Below are 19,205 nucleotides of genomic sequence, written 5' to 3'. Positions count from 1 at the left end.
TAGGCTTCCATGTTCTGTTGGAACGTCTGTGTGAGTGGGAAACCTTGATACCAAAGGTTACGCCCTTTCCGCAGATATCACATTTTGCCATTAGGTTGCACCTCCTTAACTAACCTGTAAAAATACAACATGATTATTCTAACACATAATCAGAAAAAAAGCAAGTGTTTTTTGAAAAAAAATGAAAAAAATTTTTTTGCGGCACTTAATTTGCTTTTTTTACTTGAAATATATACCGCTATGTAGTATAATATATATTGTATAACTATCTAAAGGCAGTAATGCTTTGCATTCTGAAAGGATAAATATGTTTGAGTCAGATATATTAAGTTCAACTATAATACTTACAGTCATTGTAAGAATGGCAGTTTTTATACTCATCGTACCTCTCCATGAATCGGCACACGGTCTTGTGGCACACTGGTTCGGAGATGATACTGCAAAGGACGCAGGAAGAGTCACTCTTAATCCCTTTGCACATCTGGACATTGCAGGCTTTGTTATTATGCTTATTCTTGGAGTCGGCTGGGCTAAGCCGGTTCCTGTGAATCCTTCAAAGTTCAGGAAAAGGCGTCTCGGTATGGCAATGGTATCTCTTGCGGGACCGCTTTCAAACCTTATTGCCGCATTTTTAGGAGCTGTAATATTTATGGTGGTTGCTTCTGCGGCAGCGGTGACGAATATCTCAGCCATCGAGATCGGCAAAAATACATCGTTGTCTGAGATAGCCGCATTGTTCACTTATTACTTTGTTTCTATAAATATCAGCCTTGCAGTATTCAATCTGATACCACTTCCGCCGCTGGACGGCTTTAATATACTTCGCTCGTTCATGCCCGTGAAGTTTGATATTTGGGTGTTCAGAAACTACAGGGCGATCAATACGGCTTTCATCATACTGCTGATCCTTTCAACACGCATCTATGAATTACAGATACCTTATCTGTACGCAAGAAGCATGGTTGAGTTTTTCATCTGGCTGTCGGTATCGTGGATACCCGGTCTATTCGGTATATAAATTCAGATCATCAGAGGGAAATATGGAAAGTATCTCATTCAAGCTTGAGGTCTTTGAGGGACCTCTCGACCTGCTGCTTAGCCTTATTGCCAAGCATAAGCTGAATATCTGCGATATTGAGATATCCAAGCTGCTTGAGCAGTATCTCATCTATATAGATCAGGCTCACGAGCAGAACTTAGAGCTTGCAGGCGAATTTCTCGAAATGGCTGCAAGGCTCATATACATCAAGACGGCGTTTCTGCTGCCCCAGCCCGAGGAGGCTGAGCAGATGAAGCGTGAGCTGGAGGGCGCTCTCATTGAGTATTCTCTGTGCAAGATAGCGTCTCAGAGGCTTGCTGAGGCATACGTGGGCGGAAGTATATTCGTCCGCCAGCCTATGAAGATAAAGGCGGATATGACCTATACCCTTGTTCATGAGCCTGAGAGACTTGCGATCGCCTACAGCGCAATATCCCTTAAAAATATCAAGTCAGAGTACGCAAAGCTCCACGTTGAGAACAAGATCAATTCTGTGGTCAAGCGGCGTATAGTCTCGGTAATGACAAAGGTGGTGCATATCCTCAGACAGCTCTATGAAACGGGTGAGGTCTATATGGATAAGCTCTATGAGGGAGTTACAGACCGCTCCGCAAGAGTGGCGACCTTCCTCGCTGTACTGGAGCTCACAAGACATGGGCGTATTACCATAAGTGAGGATAATATGATGATATACTTCAAGGGAAATAAGAACGGAGTGAGAAAAGCTTGGAGATCAAAGAAAAGCTCGGAGCAATAGAGGCTATACTCTTTGCAAGCGGCGAGCCTATTGAGATATATCGCCTCTCGGAGGCAAGCGGAGTTGACGCAGGTACTCTGCCGTCAATGATAAGACTGCTCAATGAGCGCTATGAGGACTACAGCAGCGGTATCTGCATCAAGAAATTCGACAGCAGCTATCAGATGTGTACCCGTGAGGAGTTCGGCGAGCAGGTTAGAGCAGCTCTTGAAACCAAGAGGTCTGCGCCGCTTTCAAATGCGGCTATGGAGGCTCTTACCATAATTGCCTATAATCAGCCTGTTTCAAAGGGCTTTGTGGAAAATGTCCGCGGCATTGACAGCTCATCTGTTATCAATAATCTTGTGGAAAAGGGACTTGTCGAGGAAGCAGGACGTCTTGACGTCCCGGGAAAGCCCATTGTCTACAGGACCACATCGGTGTTCCTGAGAAGCTTCGGGCTCAGCTCCACAGCCGATCTTCCTCCCTTGCCGGGGCAGGGAGACTTGGTTCTTGAAACAGAGGAAGAGTTCGTGGAAAGAGAGCTTTCCGAGTCAAATCAGGAATAAAATAAACGTAAAGGAGCGGCAGGAATGATAATCCTTAAAATTCTGCTGTATATACTTCTTGCCGTATTGGCTTTGGTACTGGTTGTGCTCATAACTCCTGCTGGGGGAGAGTTCAGCTTTATCGACGGCAAATTCAGATATAAAGTCAAGCTTTGGATAATTGATCTTATGGATTCAGAGGGCGGAGGTCTTTACGGCTGGTGGAAAAAGCGCAAAGCCAATAAGAAAGACAAGCCGAAGAAGCCAAAAAAAGAAAAAAAGCCCAAGCCTGTAAAGGAAAAGAAGTCCAAAAAGAAGAAAAAACAGCGCGAAAAGTATGAATGGGAAAAAGAGCTGGACGATATTCCTGTAAATGATCCCGAGGCGGATGTGCCGTCTTCGGTCAGTGAGGATACAGTCAGTGAAGCCAAAACAGACGCTGCTGACAGTTCATCGGGAGCAGCGGTGCATACTGAGGAAGCCTCTGATGAAGACGATAAAAAGAAGAAAAAAGACAGCTCCGACGACGATCCCTTTGAGTCGGACGATGATGATAATGAAAATGACGAGGAGAAGAAGTCCCTCAGCGATAAGATAGAGTTCCTTGTGGGAGTATGGGAGAGCGCTCAGCGCCCAATGCTGAAAATATTCAAGGGCTTCAAGCTCAGTGACTTTTATATAGACTTCGTGATAGCCGACGAGGACGCTTATAAATGCGCCCTTAAATACGGCAGATATTCAACACTTATATTCAACGGCATAGCTTTTTTCAGCCAGCTATTCACAGTAAGGCTGAAAACTATAGATGTCCGTCCGCAGTTCGGCGTATCAAAGGGCCGCTGGGATACATCAGGAAAGCTTTCTTTCCGTCTTGGTACAGCAGTCATCGCAGGAGCGTGGTTCCTGCTGACATATATTTTCAGGACATTCCTGCCTGAAAAGCTCAGAAAACGCAAAATGAAAAAATCAGCCGCAAGGCAGAAGTGAGGTATATACAATGAGTGCAAAAAATACACCTGTAAGCGAACTTTTAGGAATTTCTATCGAAAAGATAAAGGAAATGGCTGACGTTAATGCTATAATCGGCGAGCCTATCAGGCTTCCCGACGGTACAACGATCATACCTGTTTCAAAGGTAAGCTACGGCTTTGCTTCGGGCGGTTCAGACCTTCCCTCAAAGTACGATAAGGATCTTTTCGGAGGCGGCGCAGGAGCAGGAGTTTCCATAAAGCCCGAGGGATTTCTCGTTATCTCTCCTGACGGATCGGCTAAAATGGTCAATATGGAGGGCTCTAACGATCCTATCAGCAACGCTATCGAGAAAGTGCCTGCAATTATCGACAAGGTAAGCGGCTTCATCAACAAGAAAAAGAGCGGCGGCACAACTGAGATAAGCGACGGCGGTATCACAGACGATTCCGTACCCCTTAACTGAGAATAAAACTTGATATATCGGCATATCCTTTAGCATAGCTTTTGTGCGGAGGTGTGCCTGTGAAAAGGTCTGTTGCAGTTTTTTCGTCATTTATCATCGTTTTCAGCAATATATGCGGCACTACTGCCTTTGGAGCTGAACCTCCCGAAATATCGGCAAAGGCGGCAGTGGTCATCTCTGCTGATACAGGCGAGGTCATCTACGCTCACAATGCAGCTGAGAAACTCCCTATGGCAAGCACCACAAAGATAATGACGACTCTGCTTTGCCTTGAAAGCGGCGGACTATATGATGAATTTACCGTGGACAGCGAAGCAATAAAGGTCGAGGGTTCTTCTATGGGGCTCCGTGAGGGAGACACCGTTACAAAGTACGCTCTGTGCTGCGGTATGCTGCTGCCGTCGGGAAACGACGCTGCAAATGCAGCGGCAGTGAAAATATCGGGAAGCATTGAGAAATTTGCGGAGCTCATGAATGAACGTGCCCGCGAAATGGGACTTTCCAAGACCTATTTCGTCACCCCCTCTGGACTTGAGGGCGAGGGACACGGCTCATCAGCTGCGGATATGGCACTTCTTGCCCGTGAAGCGCTGAAAAACGATATTTTCCGCGAGATATGCTCACAGACAAGTCTGAAGCTGAGGTTCGGCGATCCGCCATATGAGCGGTGGCTGAAAAACACCAATAAGCTGCTGACCATGTATGACGGAGTCTACGGCGTAAAAACAGGCTTTACCGACGAAGCAGGGCGATGTCTGGTGTCTGCCTGTGAGCGCGGCGGAATAGACCTTATCTGCGTGACGCTCAATGACCGCAATGACTGGAACGATCATATCGCCCTATACGATTACAGCTTTCAGACGGCGAGAACTTTGGAGGTCAGACTTCCGGAGGATATTTCTGCGGATATAGTGGGAGGGAGCAGTGAAAAGCTTCATCTTACACCCGAAAAGACTGCTGTTTCCGTGACCACAGCGGCAGGTGACCTCAGTGACTTTGGATTTACGGTCATAGGTCAGCCTTTCCTGTATGCTCCTGTAATTGCAGGAGATGATGCAGGAAAGCTTCGTATAAGCTATATGGGGCGTGAGGTTGAGACAGTTCCTCTTTATGCCGCTGAGGACATCAGTGTTGAAAATAATAAGTCCGCAGGCAGAAAAGGTCTGCTTGCGAAGATAAAAGAAAATCTCGGGAGATTTTTCTCCCTTTAAGGATAGGATAACAGTGGAAAAAATAAGAATTCAGAAAATGATAGCCGACTGCGGAGTTTGCTCACGCAGAAAGGCTGAGGAGCTCATAACAAAGGGCAGGGTAAAGCTCAACGGCCACCCCGTGAAGCTGGGTGACAAGTGCGGTTTCAAGGACATCATAACCGTTGACGGTGAGCGTATCGCAATGCCACGCAAGAGGAGCTTCGTTTACCTTATGATGAACAAGCCCAGAGGCTATGTTACTACGGTTTCCGACGAGCTTGACAGACGCTGCGTCATGGACCTCCTTGAAGATGTCGAGGAGCGCGTTTATCCTGTCGGACGTCTTGACAGGAACTCCGAGGGACTTCTCCTCTTTACAAATGATGGCGAATTTGCCAACAGCATAATGCACCCGAGCAGACATATTTCCAAGACCTACCGTGTTACAGTACGTCCCGATATAAACGACGACCAGCTTGTAAGACTGTCTGAGGGCGTGGAGATAGACGGCAGGAAAACTCTTCCTGCTACGGTAGTTGTCAAGGACAAGGCTGAGGGCAGGGTAGTTCTGCTCATAACTATAAAAGAGGGCAGAAACCGCCAGATACGTAAGATGTGTGAGGCTGTCGGACTTGAAGTGGCAAGACTTCGCCGTATCAGTATAGGACCTCTGAAGCTCGGTATGCTGAAGCCCGGTACATACCGCGACCTTACTGCCGAGGAGCTTCGTGCAATACGAAACGCTATAGGCAAGGAGAAGTAATATGCTTGAGATACAGGAAAGATTCGATACTGTAGGCTACGAGAAGCTTTCAGAGCGTTCAGGCAGCGCTGAGCTGCATATAACTGAGACTCTGGACAGAGGAGAGGTCATCGGCTTTATTGCCTATTCCTACGGTGCTGAAAAGACCATAGTCTATGACTATGACGACGGCGGAGACCTTATGCTCTGTGACGGAATGGTACGCTCGGTCATGCTCAAAAGCGTACTTAAAGGTATAAAGCATATGCTTTTTGAGCTCTCTGACGACAGTAAATTCGATAATCTCAAAAAGCTTCGTTTTTTAAACGGTGACAGCAGGCAATGCGGTGACCTCGACAGCTTCATGAACGGCTGTCAGAGCTGTAAAAATAAGAAAGATAATGTATGAAAGGAAGGATTTTGAATGCCGATAAGGATCTCGTCCGAACTGCCAGCATTCAAGACTCTCGGAGAAGAAAATATCTTCGTAATGTCCAGGGAAAGGGCGGAGCATCAGGATATCCGTCCGCTCAAGGTCATTATACTCAATATAATGCCCAAAAAGATAGAAACAGAGAGCCAGCTCATGAGACTGCTCAGTAATACGCCGCTTCAGGTGGACGTAGAGCTTCTGCAAATGGCTTCTCATGTTTCCAGAAATACGTCAAGTCATCATCTGGCTTCATTTTACAAGACCTTTGATGAGATATGCGACAACCGATATGACGGTATGATAATCACAGGTGCTCCTGTAGAGCTCCTTGACTTTGAGCAGGTGGATTACTGGAAGGAAATAACCAATATCATGGAGTGGTCAAAGACTCACGTATTCTCCACTATCTATATCTGCTGGGCTGCTCAGGCAGGACTTTACTATCATTATGGTATTCCTAAATATACTCTTGATCATAAGATGTTCGGGATATTCCCCCACAGGGCAGAGGTAAGCAACTGTCAGCTCCTCAGAGGCTTTGATGATATTTTCTATGTGCCTCATTCGCGCAATACAGAGGTACGCAGAGAGGATATAGAGCGTATACCGCAGCTGGAGATACTGACCTCGTCCGAAATGTCGGGAGTTCACATAATTGCCAATAAAAACGGCAGACAGTACTTCATTACAGGTCATTCCGAGTACGATAGGGATACTATCGCCAACGAGTACAGGAGAGATGTGGAAAAGGGTATAGATATTCAGATACCATATAATTATTTCCCAAATGACGATCCGAATAATATGCCTGTATTTTCGTGGAGATGCACTGCGAACCTTATGTTCTCGAACTGGCTGAATTACTGCGTTTACCAGAAAACTCCATATAATCTTGAGGAGCTTGAGGTGCGCAACTGGAACTGGGAGACAAGCTTGTAAATTACAAGCTGAAATAACTGATATATCAACGGCGGCGGATTCGCTATAGCTTCTTTCGGTGTGGCAATGGTCAGTATCATACCATGTTTGCGGTATAAAAGAGGTGGTATCCTTGAAAAAAGATGATCCCATAAGAAAATACCTGCTATTCTTTATTATGTCAGCCGCAGTTATCGGTGCTGCTGTATTCTTTTTTCATACCGCGGATAAGACCGAAAATACAAGAAATACTGTAACGATAATACCCAAAACAGAGGTTATGCCCACAGATTTTACACGAAATACATCATCGGCAGTCACATCAAAGATCAGAACAACAGCAAGCAGGACCACTTCTCATAAAACCAAAACCACGGCTGTCCCGACTTCTGCTGAATATGTCAGGATCGATATCAATTCCGCTGACGCAGACGAGCTTGCAAAGCTGAAAGGTATCGGCACGGTACTTGCACAGGAGATAATAAGCTACCGTGAAAGCTGCGGCGGTTTCAGAAATATTGAGGAGATAATGAACGTCAAAGGTATAGGCGAGAATATTTTCGCTGATATACGCGAACACATATACGTCTTAGAGCCTGTTTATGACGAACCCGAAGACGAAACTGATATAAGCGATATTCCCGAGACTGAACAGGATACAACGGAGCACGTTCCGACGTTGGAAGAGCTTGCTCCCATAAATATCAATACAGCAGAGCGTGATATCCTTATGCTGCTGCCTCATGTGGACGAAGATACTGCCGGCAGGATTATCGATTTCAGAGAGCGGACAGGCGGATTCCAAAATGAATATGAGCTTCTGCTCATAGAAGGACTTTCCCGAAGCGATGTCGCTGAGATCATGGACTATATAACGATATAAAGGCTGCAAAGTCCGGAAAATAAAGAAATGATGCCCGACTTTATGTCGGGCATCGTGCTTTGTATCAGTACGCCTGACTGGGATCGAACCAGCGCACACCGCGTCGGAGGCGGATGCTCTATCCACTGAGCTACAGGCGCAAATAGAATATGACTATATTATTATATCAAAAACTCTTGAAATTTGCAAGCGTTTGTGATATAATTATAAAAAATAAATTAGGAGGGAACGTTTTGGGGAACTATATTTATTTGATAGTTGCGCAAACAGGCACAAGGCCTGCAAGGTTCTTCAAATTTTTCACAAAAAAGCCTTATAATCACGTTTCTCTTTCAGGCGATATAGAACTTTCTGAAATGTACAGCTTCTGCCGTACATATCGTCCTTTTCCGCTGCCTGCTACATTTAATAAGGAAGTTGTCGGACAGGGTACACTTGGACAGTATCGCAATATTCCATGTGAAATATACCGTATCAGCGTTACTGCCGAACAAAAAGAAGCTTATAACAAAATAATCCACCATTTTTCGGAATACCGCAAGGTGTATTCCTATAATCTTCTGGGGCTGCTCGCAGTCTATTTCAATATTGAATGGAAGCGCGAGCGAAGCTTCGTCTGTTCGCAGTTTGTAGCCTATACAATGGATAAGATAGGAATACCTCTGGAAAAAGCATTCAGCCTTTATAAGCCTGATGATTTCAGAAGCTTCCCGGGAGCTGACCTTATATATACAGGTGAGCTAAACACATTCTACTATACAAGGCAGTCTAAGCTATATACATAATGATATGACATAAGCTGCCGCTCTCACCTCGTCAGGTGAGAGAAGATATGCTCCGCAGTAAGCCTTGCTTTCGGGAGCTATTCCCGATATGCTGAATTCGGCGCTGTGGTCGAGAAGCTCTACTGAGGCTCGTCCGCCTCGTATAACTGCTCCTGCAGGACGTATATCGTCACCGCTGAGCCTGTTGTATGAATTTGCATAACAATTTATAAACATCCATGAGCCGCTGCTCAGAAGCAGATATAAAAAAACTGCTTTGAGGGCGGTATTTTTATTTTTTCTGCGCATATTATCTCCTTTTCATGGAATTAAGAAGCTGTCCCAGAGACCTGCCGAAAAGCTGCCCTGAAAACTGTACCTGTCCGAGAGTATTCCCGTGAGAGCCCACCTCTATGAGAAGACTGCCGTTAGTGAGATCCTGATTGTAATGCCTGTAGTCAAATAATATAGGACGGGTAAAGCCTTTGTGGTCGGACTCCAGCTTGCTTTGCAGAGCACAGGCAAAGTGGAAATTCTCCATATAATTCGGCATACCGAGGGTACCGTCATCACAGCCCGATATTATCATAATCTGAGCGGCTTCCTTACCGTCCACTTCGATAAAGGGCTGATAAGCCACGCCGTCGCCGCCGATAGCGTCCCTGTGTATATCGAGGACCACTTTGATACTGGGGTACTGCTCTAATATGGGAATGATAGTATCACGGCTTCTGCTGTATGAGCCGTTATATGAGGGATAATCGTGTATCTCACGGGCGTGGATAACACCTATGCCCTGTTCCTCCAGCTCTGCCTGTATGGCGTCACCTACCATGACTGCGTTTTTCGTAGGATCGGTAGTCCTGTAGTTGAATGACGTATCATAGCTGTCGCGCACATAGGGCTCAAAGCTTTCGGTGGTATGTGTGTGATATATCAGAACCAGGGGCTCGTCAGTATCTTTTATTGTAAAATTGGGGAGGTATTGGCTCTCCTGCATAAGAAGCTCATTGGGAATATCTGTTTTGTTGTTGACCTGTCCGCCGCCTTCAAGGTCAAAAAAGGCATTGCCGCTGTATTCACCGTAGGAAGTACGTATTATCTCACCGTCGCTGCCCCAGCTCTTAGGATATGGCTTAGCGCCGGCGTCATCGGCACGGGTATCCCGCGGATCGGGCAAACGCAGATATTCCTGATTCTCAGCCTTTTCATCGCAGATACCATAGCCCTCGGACAATATCATCTTCCCCTCAAGCAGCTCGTCTTCGCGGATTATCCTGCTGATAGTCTCGCTGTCTGCTTTTAGCGGAGCTTCAGCTCTTTTCGTATGGCTCATCAGCACATCTGACGAAATGAGACTGTCCTTTACGCCGAATGCTCCGTGAAATGCCGCTGCCGCCGCAACAGGCACCATTACTGCCGCTATGCACCGCAGGGTACCGTTTTTTCTTCTGTGCTTGTGGCGTTTCATACACTCACCTCACTTTTTTTCATCTGAGATAAGTATATTCTGCTCACTGCCCGAGTATGTCCGCAGGGCTCTGTTATTTTTTGAACTTTTTCGTAATATTATGCAGAGAGGTGATATTCATGTACAGATGTCTGCGGCTCGGTAAGCTTATTCGGCGGTTTATAGAGGTCGGGATACTTATCGGATTCTTTGTCATTGGCTCACGTATTTCTCTTGCAGCTGCTGAAAAGAGCCGCGAAGCTCCCATAATGCTTCCGGTGATAATGTACCACAGCGTATGCGAAAAGCCTCCTGCTGACTACGTAGTTGCCCCCTCGCAGCTTGACTCGGACCTTTCGTGGCTGAGCACTCACGGTTTTTCAGCTGTCAGCGCACAGCAGCTCATAGATTATACCCGAGGAAGGGGAGAGCTGCCGAAAAGGCCTGTGCTCATTACCTTTGACGACGGTTTTTACAATAATCTTTCCGTTGCACTGCCCATTCTCGAAAAGTATGATATGTGCGCCGTTGTATCTATTGTGGGCAGATATACCGACGATTATGCAGCCGCCGATCCTCATGCTGACACATATTCCTATCTCACATGGGGTGATATTTCAGAGCTTGCCTCATCGGGGCGTGTGGAAATAGGCAGCCATACCTATGATATGCACTCACGGAGCGGACTGAGACAGGGCTGTGCAAGACTCCCCGAGGAAAGCGTTGAGGATTATACATCGTTGCTCAGGGCTGATATAGGACTTCTGAAAACAGAGCTTCACGAAAACTGCGGAATAGTTCCGTCTGTATTCGCATACCCATTCGGAGCTCTGAGCAGAGAAAGTCTGCCTGTTCTCCGTGACAGCGGCATACTGATGAGCCTTACCTGCCGTGAGGGCATGAATACTATCACCCGTGAGCCCGACTGCCTTTATGGAATATTCCGCTATAACAGAAGCGGACTTCTCACCACTGATGAATACATGGAAAGGATAACAAAAGAGCTCCCCGAATGATCGGGGAGCATGAATTATCACATATCGTATCGCTTTATATACTTTTTTTCGCCTATCCTGAATCTAAGAGTCAGTTTATCATCATCAAGATCGGCTGAAATTATCTCGGCATCTCTTATTTTCAGTATTTTTGACAGCTCCTTTGTTTCCGCCTCGGTGTAATCGAAGAAGTTGTCCGAGGTGAAAAGAACGCTTCCCATGAGAGCATTTACCTCAGCGAGACATTTTTTCTGCTCGGGAGAGAGAGAATTGTTGCATGGTCTGAGCAGGAAAACGTCAGGATCGTTCAGGAAAGCACGTCCGTCAAGCTGTCTGCGGAAGACAGTATTGAGGATAGTGTTCCTTGTGCTGACACGCTCACGGTGCATTAGTCTCATATGTGGCTTGTCGTTCCAGTCCAGACTTACATCACAGCCTATACGGCAGTATTCTACCTTGCCGAATGCCGAAGCAAGAGGTACACCGCAGCCAAGTATCATAGCATCACCTGCGCATTCACGGAGAAAGTCCATAGCCTCATCCATTATCTGACCGCGTGTTTTGTCGCGCCGCGGAACTATGCAGGCGGCATACAGAAAGTCCAGTTTAAGCAGTCTGTAGCCCCATTCATTCACTATAGTTTCGATAGCGTATTTGATGTATTCCCTGACCTCGGGATTGTAAATATCAAGTGCATAGAAGCCGCTCCAGTTAGAGCCGCCTCTGACATATCCCTGCTTGTCGTCAAGGAGAAGCCACTCTTTGTTATTGCGGAATATTTCTGAGTTTTCCTCACAGACGAAGGGTGCCAGCCATATACCTGGTATAAGACCTGCACTTCTGATAGCGTCAGAAGTATTTTTCATTCCCTCTGGGAATTTTTCATCGTCAACTGACAGCCAGTCGCCAATGGCAGTCTGCCAGCCGTCGTCGATCTGAAAAACGTCCGCCTTGCAGGTGAGAGCGTCAAGACCATGCAGGTCGTCTATAATAGTTTTTTCGTTGATGTCCTGATAGTGATTATACCAGCTTGTATAGCCTAAGATAGGCTTTGCGGTCCTCGGCTTTACTCCAAGCTCTGAGAAATACCTGTCAAAGACCTCGGCTTCACTGCCCTCGGTGAGAAGGAGCTTCAAGGCGCACCATCCGCCTTTTATCGTAACTCCCGAACAGTCCTTTTTCAGCGAGATAAGTCCCTTGTCAACATGGGTGATGAGCTGAGTAAAGCCGGTATTTTCGGCAAGTGAGCCAATAAAGCTGTAGCTGTCGCCATTTCGGATATATCCGTATGACCAGCCATGCATATCATCGCCGTATTCGGCGAAATTATAGTCCCCATACTGAGAAAAGGCGTATTTCTCACGGATAGCACATGGTATATGACTTATACCGCGCATTTTTCCGTCAACAGACCGCTCAACCGAGTCCGTCCACGACTGATAGCCGTTGAGGAATATTTTGTTGCTGTCGCTGAAGTCGTATTCAAATTCTGCGCACAGCTTCTGTATGGTTATTTCATCATTTGCTTCAAGTATTACGGAGAAAATATCGCCGTCTGTATTAATCTCAAGCTTCATTCGTTCATTGCATACAGAGCTCGATGTAATAGCCATGAAGTCATTTTCGCCGTCGTTGTAAAGGAACTGAAGAGACTTGAATTTAAGCATTATTATGTCCTCCCTCGATACGGTCCATGACCTTCTTTTCGTTATATTTGAGGAAAACTATTCCGCCCAGCAGGCAAAGTCCGGCTGCCAGAAGAGCTGTGAGGCGGTATCCGAGACCGTAGCCCGATTCGCCCTTTTCAATGTCGTCGCCGATAAGTGCGATACTTGTGAACATGAGCATAGCAAGGGACTGTCCCAGCTTGAAGGCAAAGGTGCGAGCCGCATAGAACATACCCTGCCTGCTTTCTCCTGTGTTCAGCTTGTCGGCTTCTGATATATCCGCAACTACAGCCTGTGGAAGTATACCCAGTATAGCCATTGGTACAGCTGCAAGAACAGCTATTATGATTCCGTATACAAATGGAGGTATTGCAAGGATACCTGCGGCTGCGGTAACGAGAAAGGCAAATGAGAAGAACAGGAACGCAAAGGCGATAAGCTTCTTTTTGCCAAGTTTTTTAGAGAAGACGTTTACCACGGGATAGAACATCAGCGATACTACCGTCATTATGGCAAACAGTGGGAATGTCATGCCCGAATCAAGTCCCAGAAGGACTGTAATATAGAATGAAAGACCTGTCTGGAACAGTGTCAGACCTACCCAGTAGAGGATATCCGAGCAAACGAAGATTCGGAAGTCCTTGTTCTTGAATGTAGCAAGGAGAGAGCTGAAAGCTGAGCTCTTGCTTGGAGTAGTGTCTGCGTACTTATTTTCGTCGATGAGAAATGCAGGTATAAGCATACAGATAACAGCCATAGCTGCAAGTATAGCAATGGTTACACGGTAGCTGTTTGCGTAGCCCATGCTTTCGAGGAAGATGCCTGCGATATTGGGAACGAGGTACGCCACGGCAGTGCCAAAGAAGTATGTAACGGAAATGAACGTGGAAAGATTTATTCTTGCGTTCTGGGTGCTTCCCAGCTCGGGAATAAGGGCATTATACGGCGTACAGTAGCAGGTCATGCAGAAGTAGAACGTCATGGCGAAGATGAAAAGCACCGCTGCATTTCCGAAGCTTCCTGCTTTAAAGGGAGATATGAACATGAGAACTGTAACTGCTCCGAATGGGATAGCCGCAAAGCGCATAAACGGGATACGCCTGCCCAGCCTATGCTTTAACGAGTCAGATTTGCCTGCAACAAGGGGATCGGTCACGGCGTCAAATATGCGTCCGAAGGCTGTTATTATACCGATAGCAGTGAGACCGATGAAAGTGCCTTTGGGTATGAACTGGAGCTGACCTTTTGCAAGCTCCTCCTGACTTGGCTGATAGAAGAATACCAGCCAGTTTGAAATGATGCCTGACAGAAGTGACCAGCCAAGCTGACCTATTGCAAATATCCATAATATCTTGTTTGTCGCAGTTTTTCTGCTCTCCATAAGTTTCACTCCTTTCTAAGGAAGAAAACGGCTGTCTCAATGATCGTCCCGAGCTCGTCCACAGCGTGAGAAAAGTCATCACCCGGGAGAAGCTCTCCTTGAATGAGCTTCTTGCTGAGCTCCATAAGAGTATGTGCGTATGAAAGGTAGAATAGGCGTATATTCTGTATCTCCCGGACAGTGCCGTCTGAGATGCCCGTCATATATGCCCTTTCAAAAACGGGGTAGAAATTTATGATAGACTTCTCGTAATTTTTCAGCTCATGCTTGGGTATATCCTCAGAAATCAGCATAAGGTCGAACTCTGAAAGAAGCCTCATAAATCCGGGGTGTGCCTCGTAGAGAACAATGAACATTCTCATCAGGTCGCTGACCTGCTTTATGCCTGACTGAGCAAGAAATACTTCGGATTCAAAGATACCGCTGAACATCTTGTTGAGCTCATTCCACATATAGGTCATGGCAGCGATTGTTATACCGTTTTTTGTGCCGAAATAGCGGTAGAGAGTAGCTACGCCAATGCCGCTTTCTTCGGCAATATCGGTCATTTTAACTGACTCGATACCGTTTTTGAGAAAGAGCTGTGCGCTGACTTCTACTGCCTTGTCGAATCGTTGATTTTTCAAATAATCCTGCGAAAATGCTGTTTCCACTTGACAAACCTCCTTTTTTGTGATAGACTGTATATCAGATGATAGACGGTCTATCATTGTTAAAATAATTGTATCATATTTCACGCATTTTGTCAAGTCCCCTGGAGGTATTTTTATGGACAGATCAAAATTCATCTTTGGCAATGAAATATCCCGAAAAGCCTATAAAAAGGCAATTAAGACTAAAGCAAGATTCATTGATAAATACGGCGACGATTCCGACGCTGTATACCACCTTTCCGATGTTGAAGCTCCTGCGGTAGGAAGGCTTCTCGGAGTACGTAAAATAGTCATCGGCAGGGAGAGCACCTGTAAATTCGACGATAAGAGCCTTGTTATAGGCAATATCCGTATGGGTTTCGGGCATTACAGGATTTCTATGGCTATTGCCTCGGCTGCACACGCTATGGGATATACGCCTTACTGGTTTGACCTCCACTCATTCAAGGAGGCTTCCTGCGGCAAGATCATTGCTCAGCAGAATGAGCTGTATTCTCTCGGCTCGCGTCTGTCACAGCGTTCTGCACTTTTTAACAAGATAGTATGGGAACCTCTGAACAGCGAGGGATTCCGTAAACTGACCTATAACAGTTCTGATCAGAAAACTGCCGAGCTTATGACAGCGGTTTTTAGAGAGCTGCCAAAGGATATCCCATATGTGGCAACTCATGTATGGCCGTCACAAGCAGCGGTACACGCAGGGCTTACTCATGTTGTAAATGCTGTCCCTGATAACTGGCCAATGGCGCTCCATCTTTCTGAGGGAGCTGTCCATACCGTGCAGACTCCGTCCGCTTATCTGGGTTACAGGGCGCTCCGCGGCATGGACAAGAGGCGTCAGCTCAAGCCTATGCCAAAGGACGCTATTGTCTGTACTGGTCATTATATCGACCACGAGCTGGTCAGCAGCATTGAGGCTGACTGTCAAAAGCGTATCGACAGAGTAAAAAACAACAAGGCAGTTCGCTGGCTTATGTCAGTAGGCGGAGCAGGCGCTCAGAAGGAGATATTTATTGCAGTGATACGCAAGCTTCTCCCTGCGATCAGGGCTAAAAAGGCTGTTCTTTTCATAAACGTCGGTGACCACTCAAAGGTGTGGCATGAGCTTATCAACGCAGTTCCACAGATGAAGCCCTTCCTTCATGAGCATTTTGACGACTTCGGCGAGACAACAGGCTTCTGTGAGAAAGCCTACGGCGGCGAGGTGAGCGGTATACACGCTTTCTGCCATTCTGATATATTTGCGGCGGTTTATTCAACTAATCTGCTTATGAGGTGCAGCGATGTTCTCATAACAAAGCCCAGTGAGCTGGCGTTTTATCCCGTTCCCAAGCTAATGATAAAGCGTGTGGGCGGTCATGAGGCGTGGGGAGCTATTCGCGCTGCTGAGATCGGCGACGGAACCTATGAATGTTCAACACCTGCGGAAACAGCCGCTATGATAGATATGATACAGCATGGCAGGGATATTATCGAAAAAATGTGCGGATATATCCTTGCTGCTAAGAAAGCAGGCATTTATGACGGAGCCTACCGCGCCGTTGAGCTTGCTGTGGGGAAAAATAAATAAAGTTTTGACCGTGTTCCTGTGCCTTTCCGCAGGGAACGCGGTTTTGATTTTTTGTACAAATTTTAGCTGTGTTGGATATACTAAATGCTGAAATTTACCTATGATCGTCGGAATGTCCACCATATATGTAAATAATAGGTTGTTTATTTTTATTAGGTAAAGTATAATATGATTGGAGAAATTTGTATTTTTAAAGGAGTGATACTAATGAAACATTCAAATGTTTTCGGGAAAATGCTTTCTGCTGTCACAGCGTCTGCATTGCTGTTGGCAGGCACAGCAGCTTTCCCAGGAACAGGCACAATGACCGCTAAGGCTGCCGATGCACAGGACAGAGGCAATATCGGCGGATACGACTACGAAATGTGGAACCAGAACGGGCAGGGACAGGTGTCAATGAAACCCTCAGCAGGCTCATTTACCTGCTCGTGGAGCAACATCGAGAACTTTCTTGCCAGAATGGGTAAGAATTATGACAGCAAGAAGCTCAATTACAAGGATATAGGCAATAATATCGTCCTTACATATGATGTTGAGTATTCTCCGAGAGGTAATTCCTATATGTGCGTTTACGGCTGGACAAGAAAACCTCTCATGGAGTATTATATCGTTGAGGGCTGGGGCAGCTGGAGACCTATCGCAGGTGACGCAGAGAGAAAAGGCACGGTAACTCTCGACGGAAATACCTATGACATTGCCAAGACAATGCGCTATAATCAGCCTTCGCTGGACGGTACCCAGACATTCCCTCAGTACTGGAGCGTTCGTCAGACCAGCGGCTCAAGAGATAATGTTCAGAACAATATGAAGGGCACTATCCATGTAAGCAAGCATTTTGACGCATGGTCAAAGGCAGGACTTGATATGTCGGGCACTCTCTATGAGGTTTCACTTAATATTGAGGGCTACAGGTCAAACGGCTCTGCAAATGTCAAGAGCGTAAGAGTTTATGAGAACTATGATGACGGCGGAGATGATCCCGATACGGGAACAACTAACGAGCAGCCAAAGACTTCCGTAGAGCCTGATGAGAACGGCTATTACTTCAACGATACCTTTGACAGCAGCGCAGGAGACTGGGCTGGCAGAGGAGCTGCTTCTGTTGATACTACAACAGGTGAAAAGTTTGCAGGTACAGGCTCACTCAGCGTTACGGGCAGAACAGCTAACTGGAACGGCGCTGTTAAGGTTCTTGATACTTCTGCATTCAAGCCGGGTGAGTCCTATAGCTTTGCTGTAAACGCTATGTATAAGAGCGGCGGCTCTGAGGAGAAATTCAAGCTCACTCTCCAGTACAACGACGGCACAGGTGCACAATACAGCGAGGTAGCCTCTGCTTCCACAACAGCAGGTGACTGGATACAGCTGGCTAATCCGAGCTATACTATCCCTGCCGGAGCAACAGACCTCCAGCTCTATGTTGAGACAGTTGATACTGATATTGATTTTTACATCGACGAGGCTGTCGGTGCAAAAAGCGGTACTGAGATAAAGGGAGCTGACGGTCCAAAAACGGTTATCCTCGGTGATGCTAACTTTGACGGCGCTATTGATTCATTCGACCTTATTACAGTAAGAAATGAGCTCGTAGCAGGCAATACGTCAGGTTCAGACCTCAGGGCTTCCGATGTTGACTGTAACGGCAAGCTGGAAACAGCAGACCTTGTTCTTATCCAGTCCTTTGTTATCGGCAAGATCAGCGAATGGCCCGAGCCTCCTGAGCCCGAGAAGCCAGAATATGACACCTCCAAGTGGGATAACTACAAGGAGACAGCTTCTGCTCAGTATATCGACTTCTACAAGAGCTCCATAAAGCATATGGGCAATACATACAGGCTCACGCAGAAGCTTGCAGCAGCTGAGAGCAGTCAGCCTCTTACGGTAGCTTACCTCGGCGGCTCTATCACAGAGGGCAAGAACTACAGCTCGCCGTTCTCCAACTACCTGAAGAACACATTTGCAAAGGGCAGCTTCAAGGAGATAAATGCAGGTATGTCCGGTACTTCGTCTGTTGTCGGACTTGTCCGCAGCGAAAAAGACATAGTATCACAGAATCCTGATATTATATTCCTTGAGTTCTCGGTAAATGACCACGAGGATATCATGTACAAGAAGTGCTTTGAGAGCTGTATCAAGAAGTTCCTTGATATGCCCAACGAGCCTGCTGTAGGCGTTATTATTACTCGTTCAAAGGGCGGCTTCTCCAGTCAGTCACAGATGTATCCTATCGGAAAGAACTTCGATATTCCTGTTATAAGCATGGACGATGCCCTTACAAAGGCGTTTAACAGCAAGTTCCTCCAGACAGGAGACTACTACACCGACGAGTATCACCCTCACCAGAAGGGCGGACAACTTGTAGCTGACTGTATGGCGTACTATATTCGTCAGGCATTAAAGAGTGAGAATCAGTCCGCAGGCTATACTCAGCCAACTAAGTATGTATACGGCGCAGAGTACGCTAACTGTGTGAACGTTGATCCAAAGAACCTGACAAACTTCAATGCAGGCTCATGGAAGTCAGGAACAGGATATAACTCACTGCCTTATTCATACACGCTGAACGGCAGCAGCCCGATGACATTCAAGACACAGGGCAAGGGCTTCATAGTTGTATTCAAGGCAAACAGCTCAGGAATGGGCAGCATCAATGTTACTGTTAATGGCAAGACTACAAAGATCAACGGAAATAAGCAGTACACATGGGGCGGTCCGGACGCAGAGCTTGGCTATTATCAGGATACAACAGGTGACCTTGATGTTTCTATAAGCGGAAGCGGCAGCTTCACTATATGGGG

At 46.5% G+C, this 19,205-nt stretch carries 20 protein-coding genes and 1 tRNA gene; 14 read left to right on the top strand and 7 right to left on the bottom strand.

The features are described 5' to 3' along the window. On the bottom strand, window positions 1–91 hold a 91-nt coding region (locus K5677_RS07945; protein WP_296726572.1), incomplete at its 3' end, for a bL28 family ribosomal protein. A gap of 216 nt (window positions 92–307) precedes the next feature. Here K5677_RS07945 and K5677_RS07940 point away from each other — a divergent pair. From K5677_RS07940 to K5677_RS07895, 10 genes are all read left to right on the top strand, one after another. After that, window positions 308–1,018, top strand: coding sequence for a site-2 protease family protein (locus K5677_RS07940; RefSeq protein WP_296726571.1), 711 nt, complete (start codon window positions 308–310; stop codon window positions 1,016–1,018). Between the two features lie 22 nt (window positions 1,019–1,040). After that, window positions 1,041–1,796 carry a segregation/condensation protein A gene (locus tag K5677_RS07935; RefSeq protein WP_296726569.1) on the top strand — a complete coding sequence of 252 codons (756 nt, stop codon included), beginning with the start codon at window positions 1,041–1,043 and terminating at the stop codon, window positions 1,794–1,796. Next, window positions 1,766–2,344: an SMC-Scp complex subunit ScpB gene (scpB, locus tag K5677_RS07930; protein WP_296726568.1), complete on the top strand. Its 579-nt coding sequence runs from the start codon at window positions 1,766–1,768 to the stop codon at window positions 2,342–2,344. Before K5677_RS07935 ends, scpB begins: the two co-directional genes overlap by 31 nt. A gap of 24 nt (window positions 2,345–2,368) precedes the next feature. After that, window positions 2,369–3,310, top strand: coding sequence for a hypothetical protein (locus K5677_RS07925; RefSeq protein WP_296726566.1), 942 nt, complete (start codon window positions 2,369–2,371; stop codon window positions 3,308–3,310). A 10-nt stretch (window positions 3,311–3,320) separates the two neighbouring features. Further along, a complete protein-coding gene (locus tag K5677_RS07920) occupies window positions 3,321–3,758 on the top strand; it encodes a spore germination protein GerW family protein (protein ID WP_296726564.1) in 438 nt (145 codons plus the stop codon). A 59-nt stretch (window positions 3,759–3,817) separates the two neighbouring features. Next, window positions 3,818–4,969, top strand: a complete 1,152-nt coding sequence (locus tag K5677_RS07915; RefSeq protein ID WP_296726562.1) for a D-alanyl-D-alanine carboxypeptidase family protein — start codon at window positions 3,818–3,820, stop codon at window positions 4,967–4,969. Between the two features lie 13 nt (window positions 4,970–4,982). Then, window positions 4,983–5,714 carry a pseudouridine synthase gene (locus K5677_RS07910; protein WP_296726561.1) on the top strand — a complete coding sequence of 244 codons (732 nt, stop codon included), beginning with the start codon at window positions 4,983–4,985 and terminating at the stop codon, window positions 5,712–5,714. Between the two features lies 1 nt (window position 5,715). Next, a complete protein-coding gene (locus K5677_RS07905; protein ID WP_296726558.1) occupies window positions 5,716–6,102 on the top strand; it encodes a hypothetical protein in 387 nt (128 codons plus the stop codon). 15 nt (window positions 6,103–6,117) lie between these two features. Next, entirely contained in the window at window positions 6,118–7,065 is a 948-nt protein-coding gene (gene metA / locus K5677_RS07900) for a homoserine O-succinyltransferase (RefSeq protein ID WP_296726554.1), read from the top strand. Window positions 7,066–7,177: 112 nt separating this feature from the next. Next, the gene (locus K5677_RS07895; RefSeq protein ID WP_296726550.1) at window positions 7,178–7,927 is read left to right on the top strand and encodes a helix-hairpin-helix domain-containing protein; all 750 of its coding nucleotides are present in this window, start codon (window positions 7,178–7,180) and stop codon (window positions 7,925–7,927) included. 68 nt (window positions 7,928–7,995) lie between these two features. On the opposite strand, the gene K5677_RS07890 is transcribed toward K5677_RS07895, so the two are convergent. Beyond that, a tRNA-Arg gene (locus K5677_RS07890) sits at window positions 7,996–8,067 on the bottom strand. A 93-nt stretch (window positions 8,068–8,160) separates the two neighbouring features. Here K5677_RS07890 and K5677_RS07885 point away from each other — a divergent pair. Then, window positions 8,161–8,712, top strand: a complete 552-nt coding sequence (locus K5677_RS07885) for a hypothetical protein (RefSeq protein ID WP_296726548.1) — start codon at window positions 8,161–8,163, stop codon at window positions 8,710–8,712. Here the strand turns inward: K5677_RS07885 and K5677_RS07880 are convergent. Beyond that, window positions 8,701–9,000, bottom strand: coding sequence for a hypothetical protein (locus K5677_RS07880; protein ID WP_296726546.1), 300 nt, complete (start codon window positions 8,998–9,000; stop codon window positions 8,701–8,703). The genes K5677_RS07885 and K5677_RS07880 overlap by 12 nt on opposite strands. A gap of 1 nt (window position 9,001) precedes the next feature. Further along, the gene (locus K5677_RS07875; RefSeq protein ID WP_296726544.1) at window positions 9,002–10,162 is read right to left on the bottom strand and encodes a stage II sporulation protein P; all 1,161 of its coding nucleotides are present in this window, start codon (window positions 10,160–10,162) and stop codon (window positions 9,002–9,004) included. A gap of 119 nt (window positions 10,163–10,281) precedes the next feature. Here K5677_RS07875 and K5677_RS07870 point away from each other — a divergent pair, with 119 nt between their 5' ends. Beyond that, the gene (locus tag K5677_RS07870; protein ID WP_296726542.1) at window positions 10,282–11,157 is read left to right on the top strand and encodes a polysaccharide deacetylase family protein; all 876 of its coding nucleotides are present in this window, start codon (window positions 10,282–10,284) and stop codon (window positions 11,155–11,157) included. Between the two features lie 17 nt (window positions 11,158–11,174). Here K5677_RS07870 and K5677_RS07865 read toward each other — a convergent pair whose 3' ends face one another. Genes K5677_RS07865 through K5677_RS07855 form a run of 3 tightly spaced genes read right to left on the bottom strand, consistent with a single transcriptional unit; the run spans window position 11,175 to window position 14,837 of the window. Beyond that, window positions 11,175–12,803, bottom strand: a complete 1,629-nt coding sequence (locus K5677_RS07865; RefSeq protein WP_296726540.1) for an alpha-galactosidase — start codon at window positions 12,801–12,803, stop codon at window positions 11,175–11,177. Continuing rightward, window positions 12,796–14,184, bottom strand: coding sequence for an MFS transporter (locus K5677_RS07860; protein WP_296726536.1), 1,389 nt, complete (start codon window positions 14,182–14,184; stop codon window positions 12,796–12,798). The genes K5677_RS07865 and K5677_RS07860 overlap by 8 nt, the downstream gene beginning before the upstream one ends. A 5-nt stretch (window positions 14,185–14,189) precedes the next feature. After that, complete coding sequence (locus tag K5677_RS07855; protein WP_296726533.1) at window positions 14,190–14,837, bottom strand: TetR/AcrR family transcriptional regulator; 648 nt, start codon at window positions 14,835–14,837, stop codon at window positions 14,190–14,192. 115 nt (window positions 14,838–14,952) lie between these two features. Here K5677_RS07855 and K5677_RS07850 point away from each other — a divergent pair, with 115 nt between their 5' ends. Together K5677_RS07850 and K5677_RS07845 are read left to right on the top strand one after the other, a co-directional pair. After that, complete coding sequence (locus tag K5677_RS07850) at window positions 14,953–16,407, top strand: hypothetical protein (RefSeq protein WP_296726530.1); 1,455 nt, start codon at window positions 14,953–14,955, stop codon at window positions 16,405–16,407. Window positions 16,408–16,614: 207 nt separating this feature from the next. Then, window positions 16,615–19,205 (top strand): glycoside hydrolase family 11 protein (locus K5677_RS07845; RefSeq protein WP_296726529.1); only part of this gene is annotated, 2,591 nt, incomplete at its 3' end.

Source organism: Ruminococcus sp. (assembly GCF_024684275.1).
Note: the sequence above shows the minus strand (reverse complement) of the source record. Positions and strands in the feature narration are given on the sequence as shown.

Bases quoted from the DNA above. Each gene is read 5' to 3' on its own strand.
- K5677_RS07870 (WP_296726542.1), top strand. From the start codon at position 10,282: ATGTACAGATGTCTGCGGCTCGGTAAGCTTATTCGGCGGTTTATAGAG.
- K5677_RS07875 (WP_296726544.1), bottom strand. From the start codon at position 10,162: ATGAAACGCCACAAGCACAGAAGAAAAAACGGTACCCTGCGGTGCATA.
- K5677_RS07880 (WP_296726546.1), bottom strand. From the start codon at position 9,000: ATGCGCAGAAAAAATAAAAATACCGCCCTCAAAGCAGTTTTTTTATAT.
- K5677_RS07935 (WP_296726569.1), top strand. From the start codon at position 1,041: ATGGAAAGTATCTCATTCAAGCTTGAGGTCTTTGAGGGACCTCTCGAC.
- metA (WP_296726554.1), top strand. From the start codon at position 6,118: ATGCCGATAAGGATCTCGTCCGAACTGCCAGCATTCAAGACTCTCGGA.
- K5677_RS07920 (WP_296726564.1), top strand. From the start codon at position 3,321: ATGAGTGCAAAAAATACACCTGTAAGCGAACTTTTAGGAATTTCTATC.
- K5677_RS07850 (WP_296726530.1), top strand. From the start codon at position 14,953: ATGGACAGATCAAAATTCATCTTTGGCAATGAAATATCCCGAAAAGCC.
- K5677_RS07925 (WP_296726566.1), top strand. From the start codon at position 2,369: ATGATAATCCTTAAAATTCTGCTGTATATACTTCTTGCCGTATTGGCT.
- K5677_RS07860 (WP_296726536.1), bottom strand. From the start codon at position 14,184: ATGGAGAGCAGAAAAACTGCGACAAACAAGATATTATGGATATTTGCA.
- K5677_RS07905 (WP_296726558.1), top strand. From the start codon at position 5,716: ATGCTTGAGATACAGGAAAGATTCGATACTGTAGGCTACGAGAAGCTT.
- K5677_RS07865 (WP_296726540.1), bottom strand. From the start codon at position 12,803: ATGCTTAAATTCAAGTCTCTTCAGTTCCTTTACAACGACGGCGAAAAT.
- K5677_RS07940 (WP_296726571.1), top strand. From the start codon at position 308: ATGTTTGAGTCAGATATATTAAGTTCAACTATAATACTTACAGTCATT.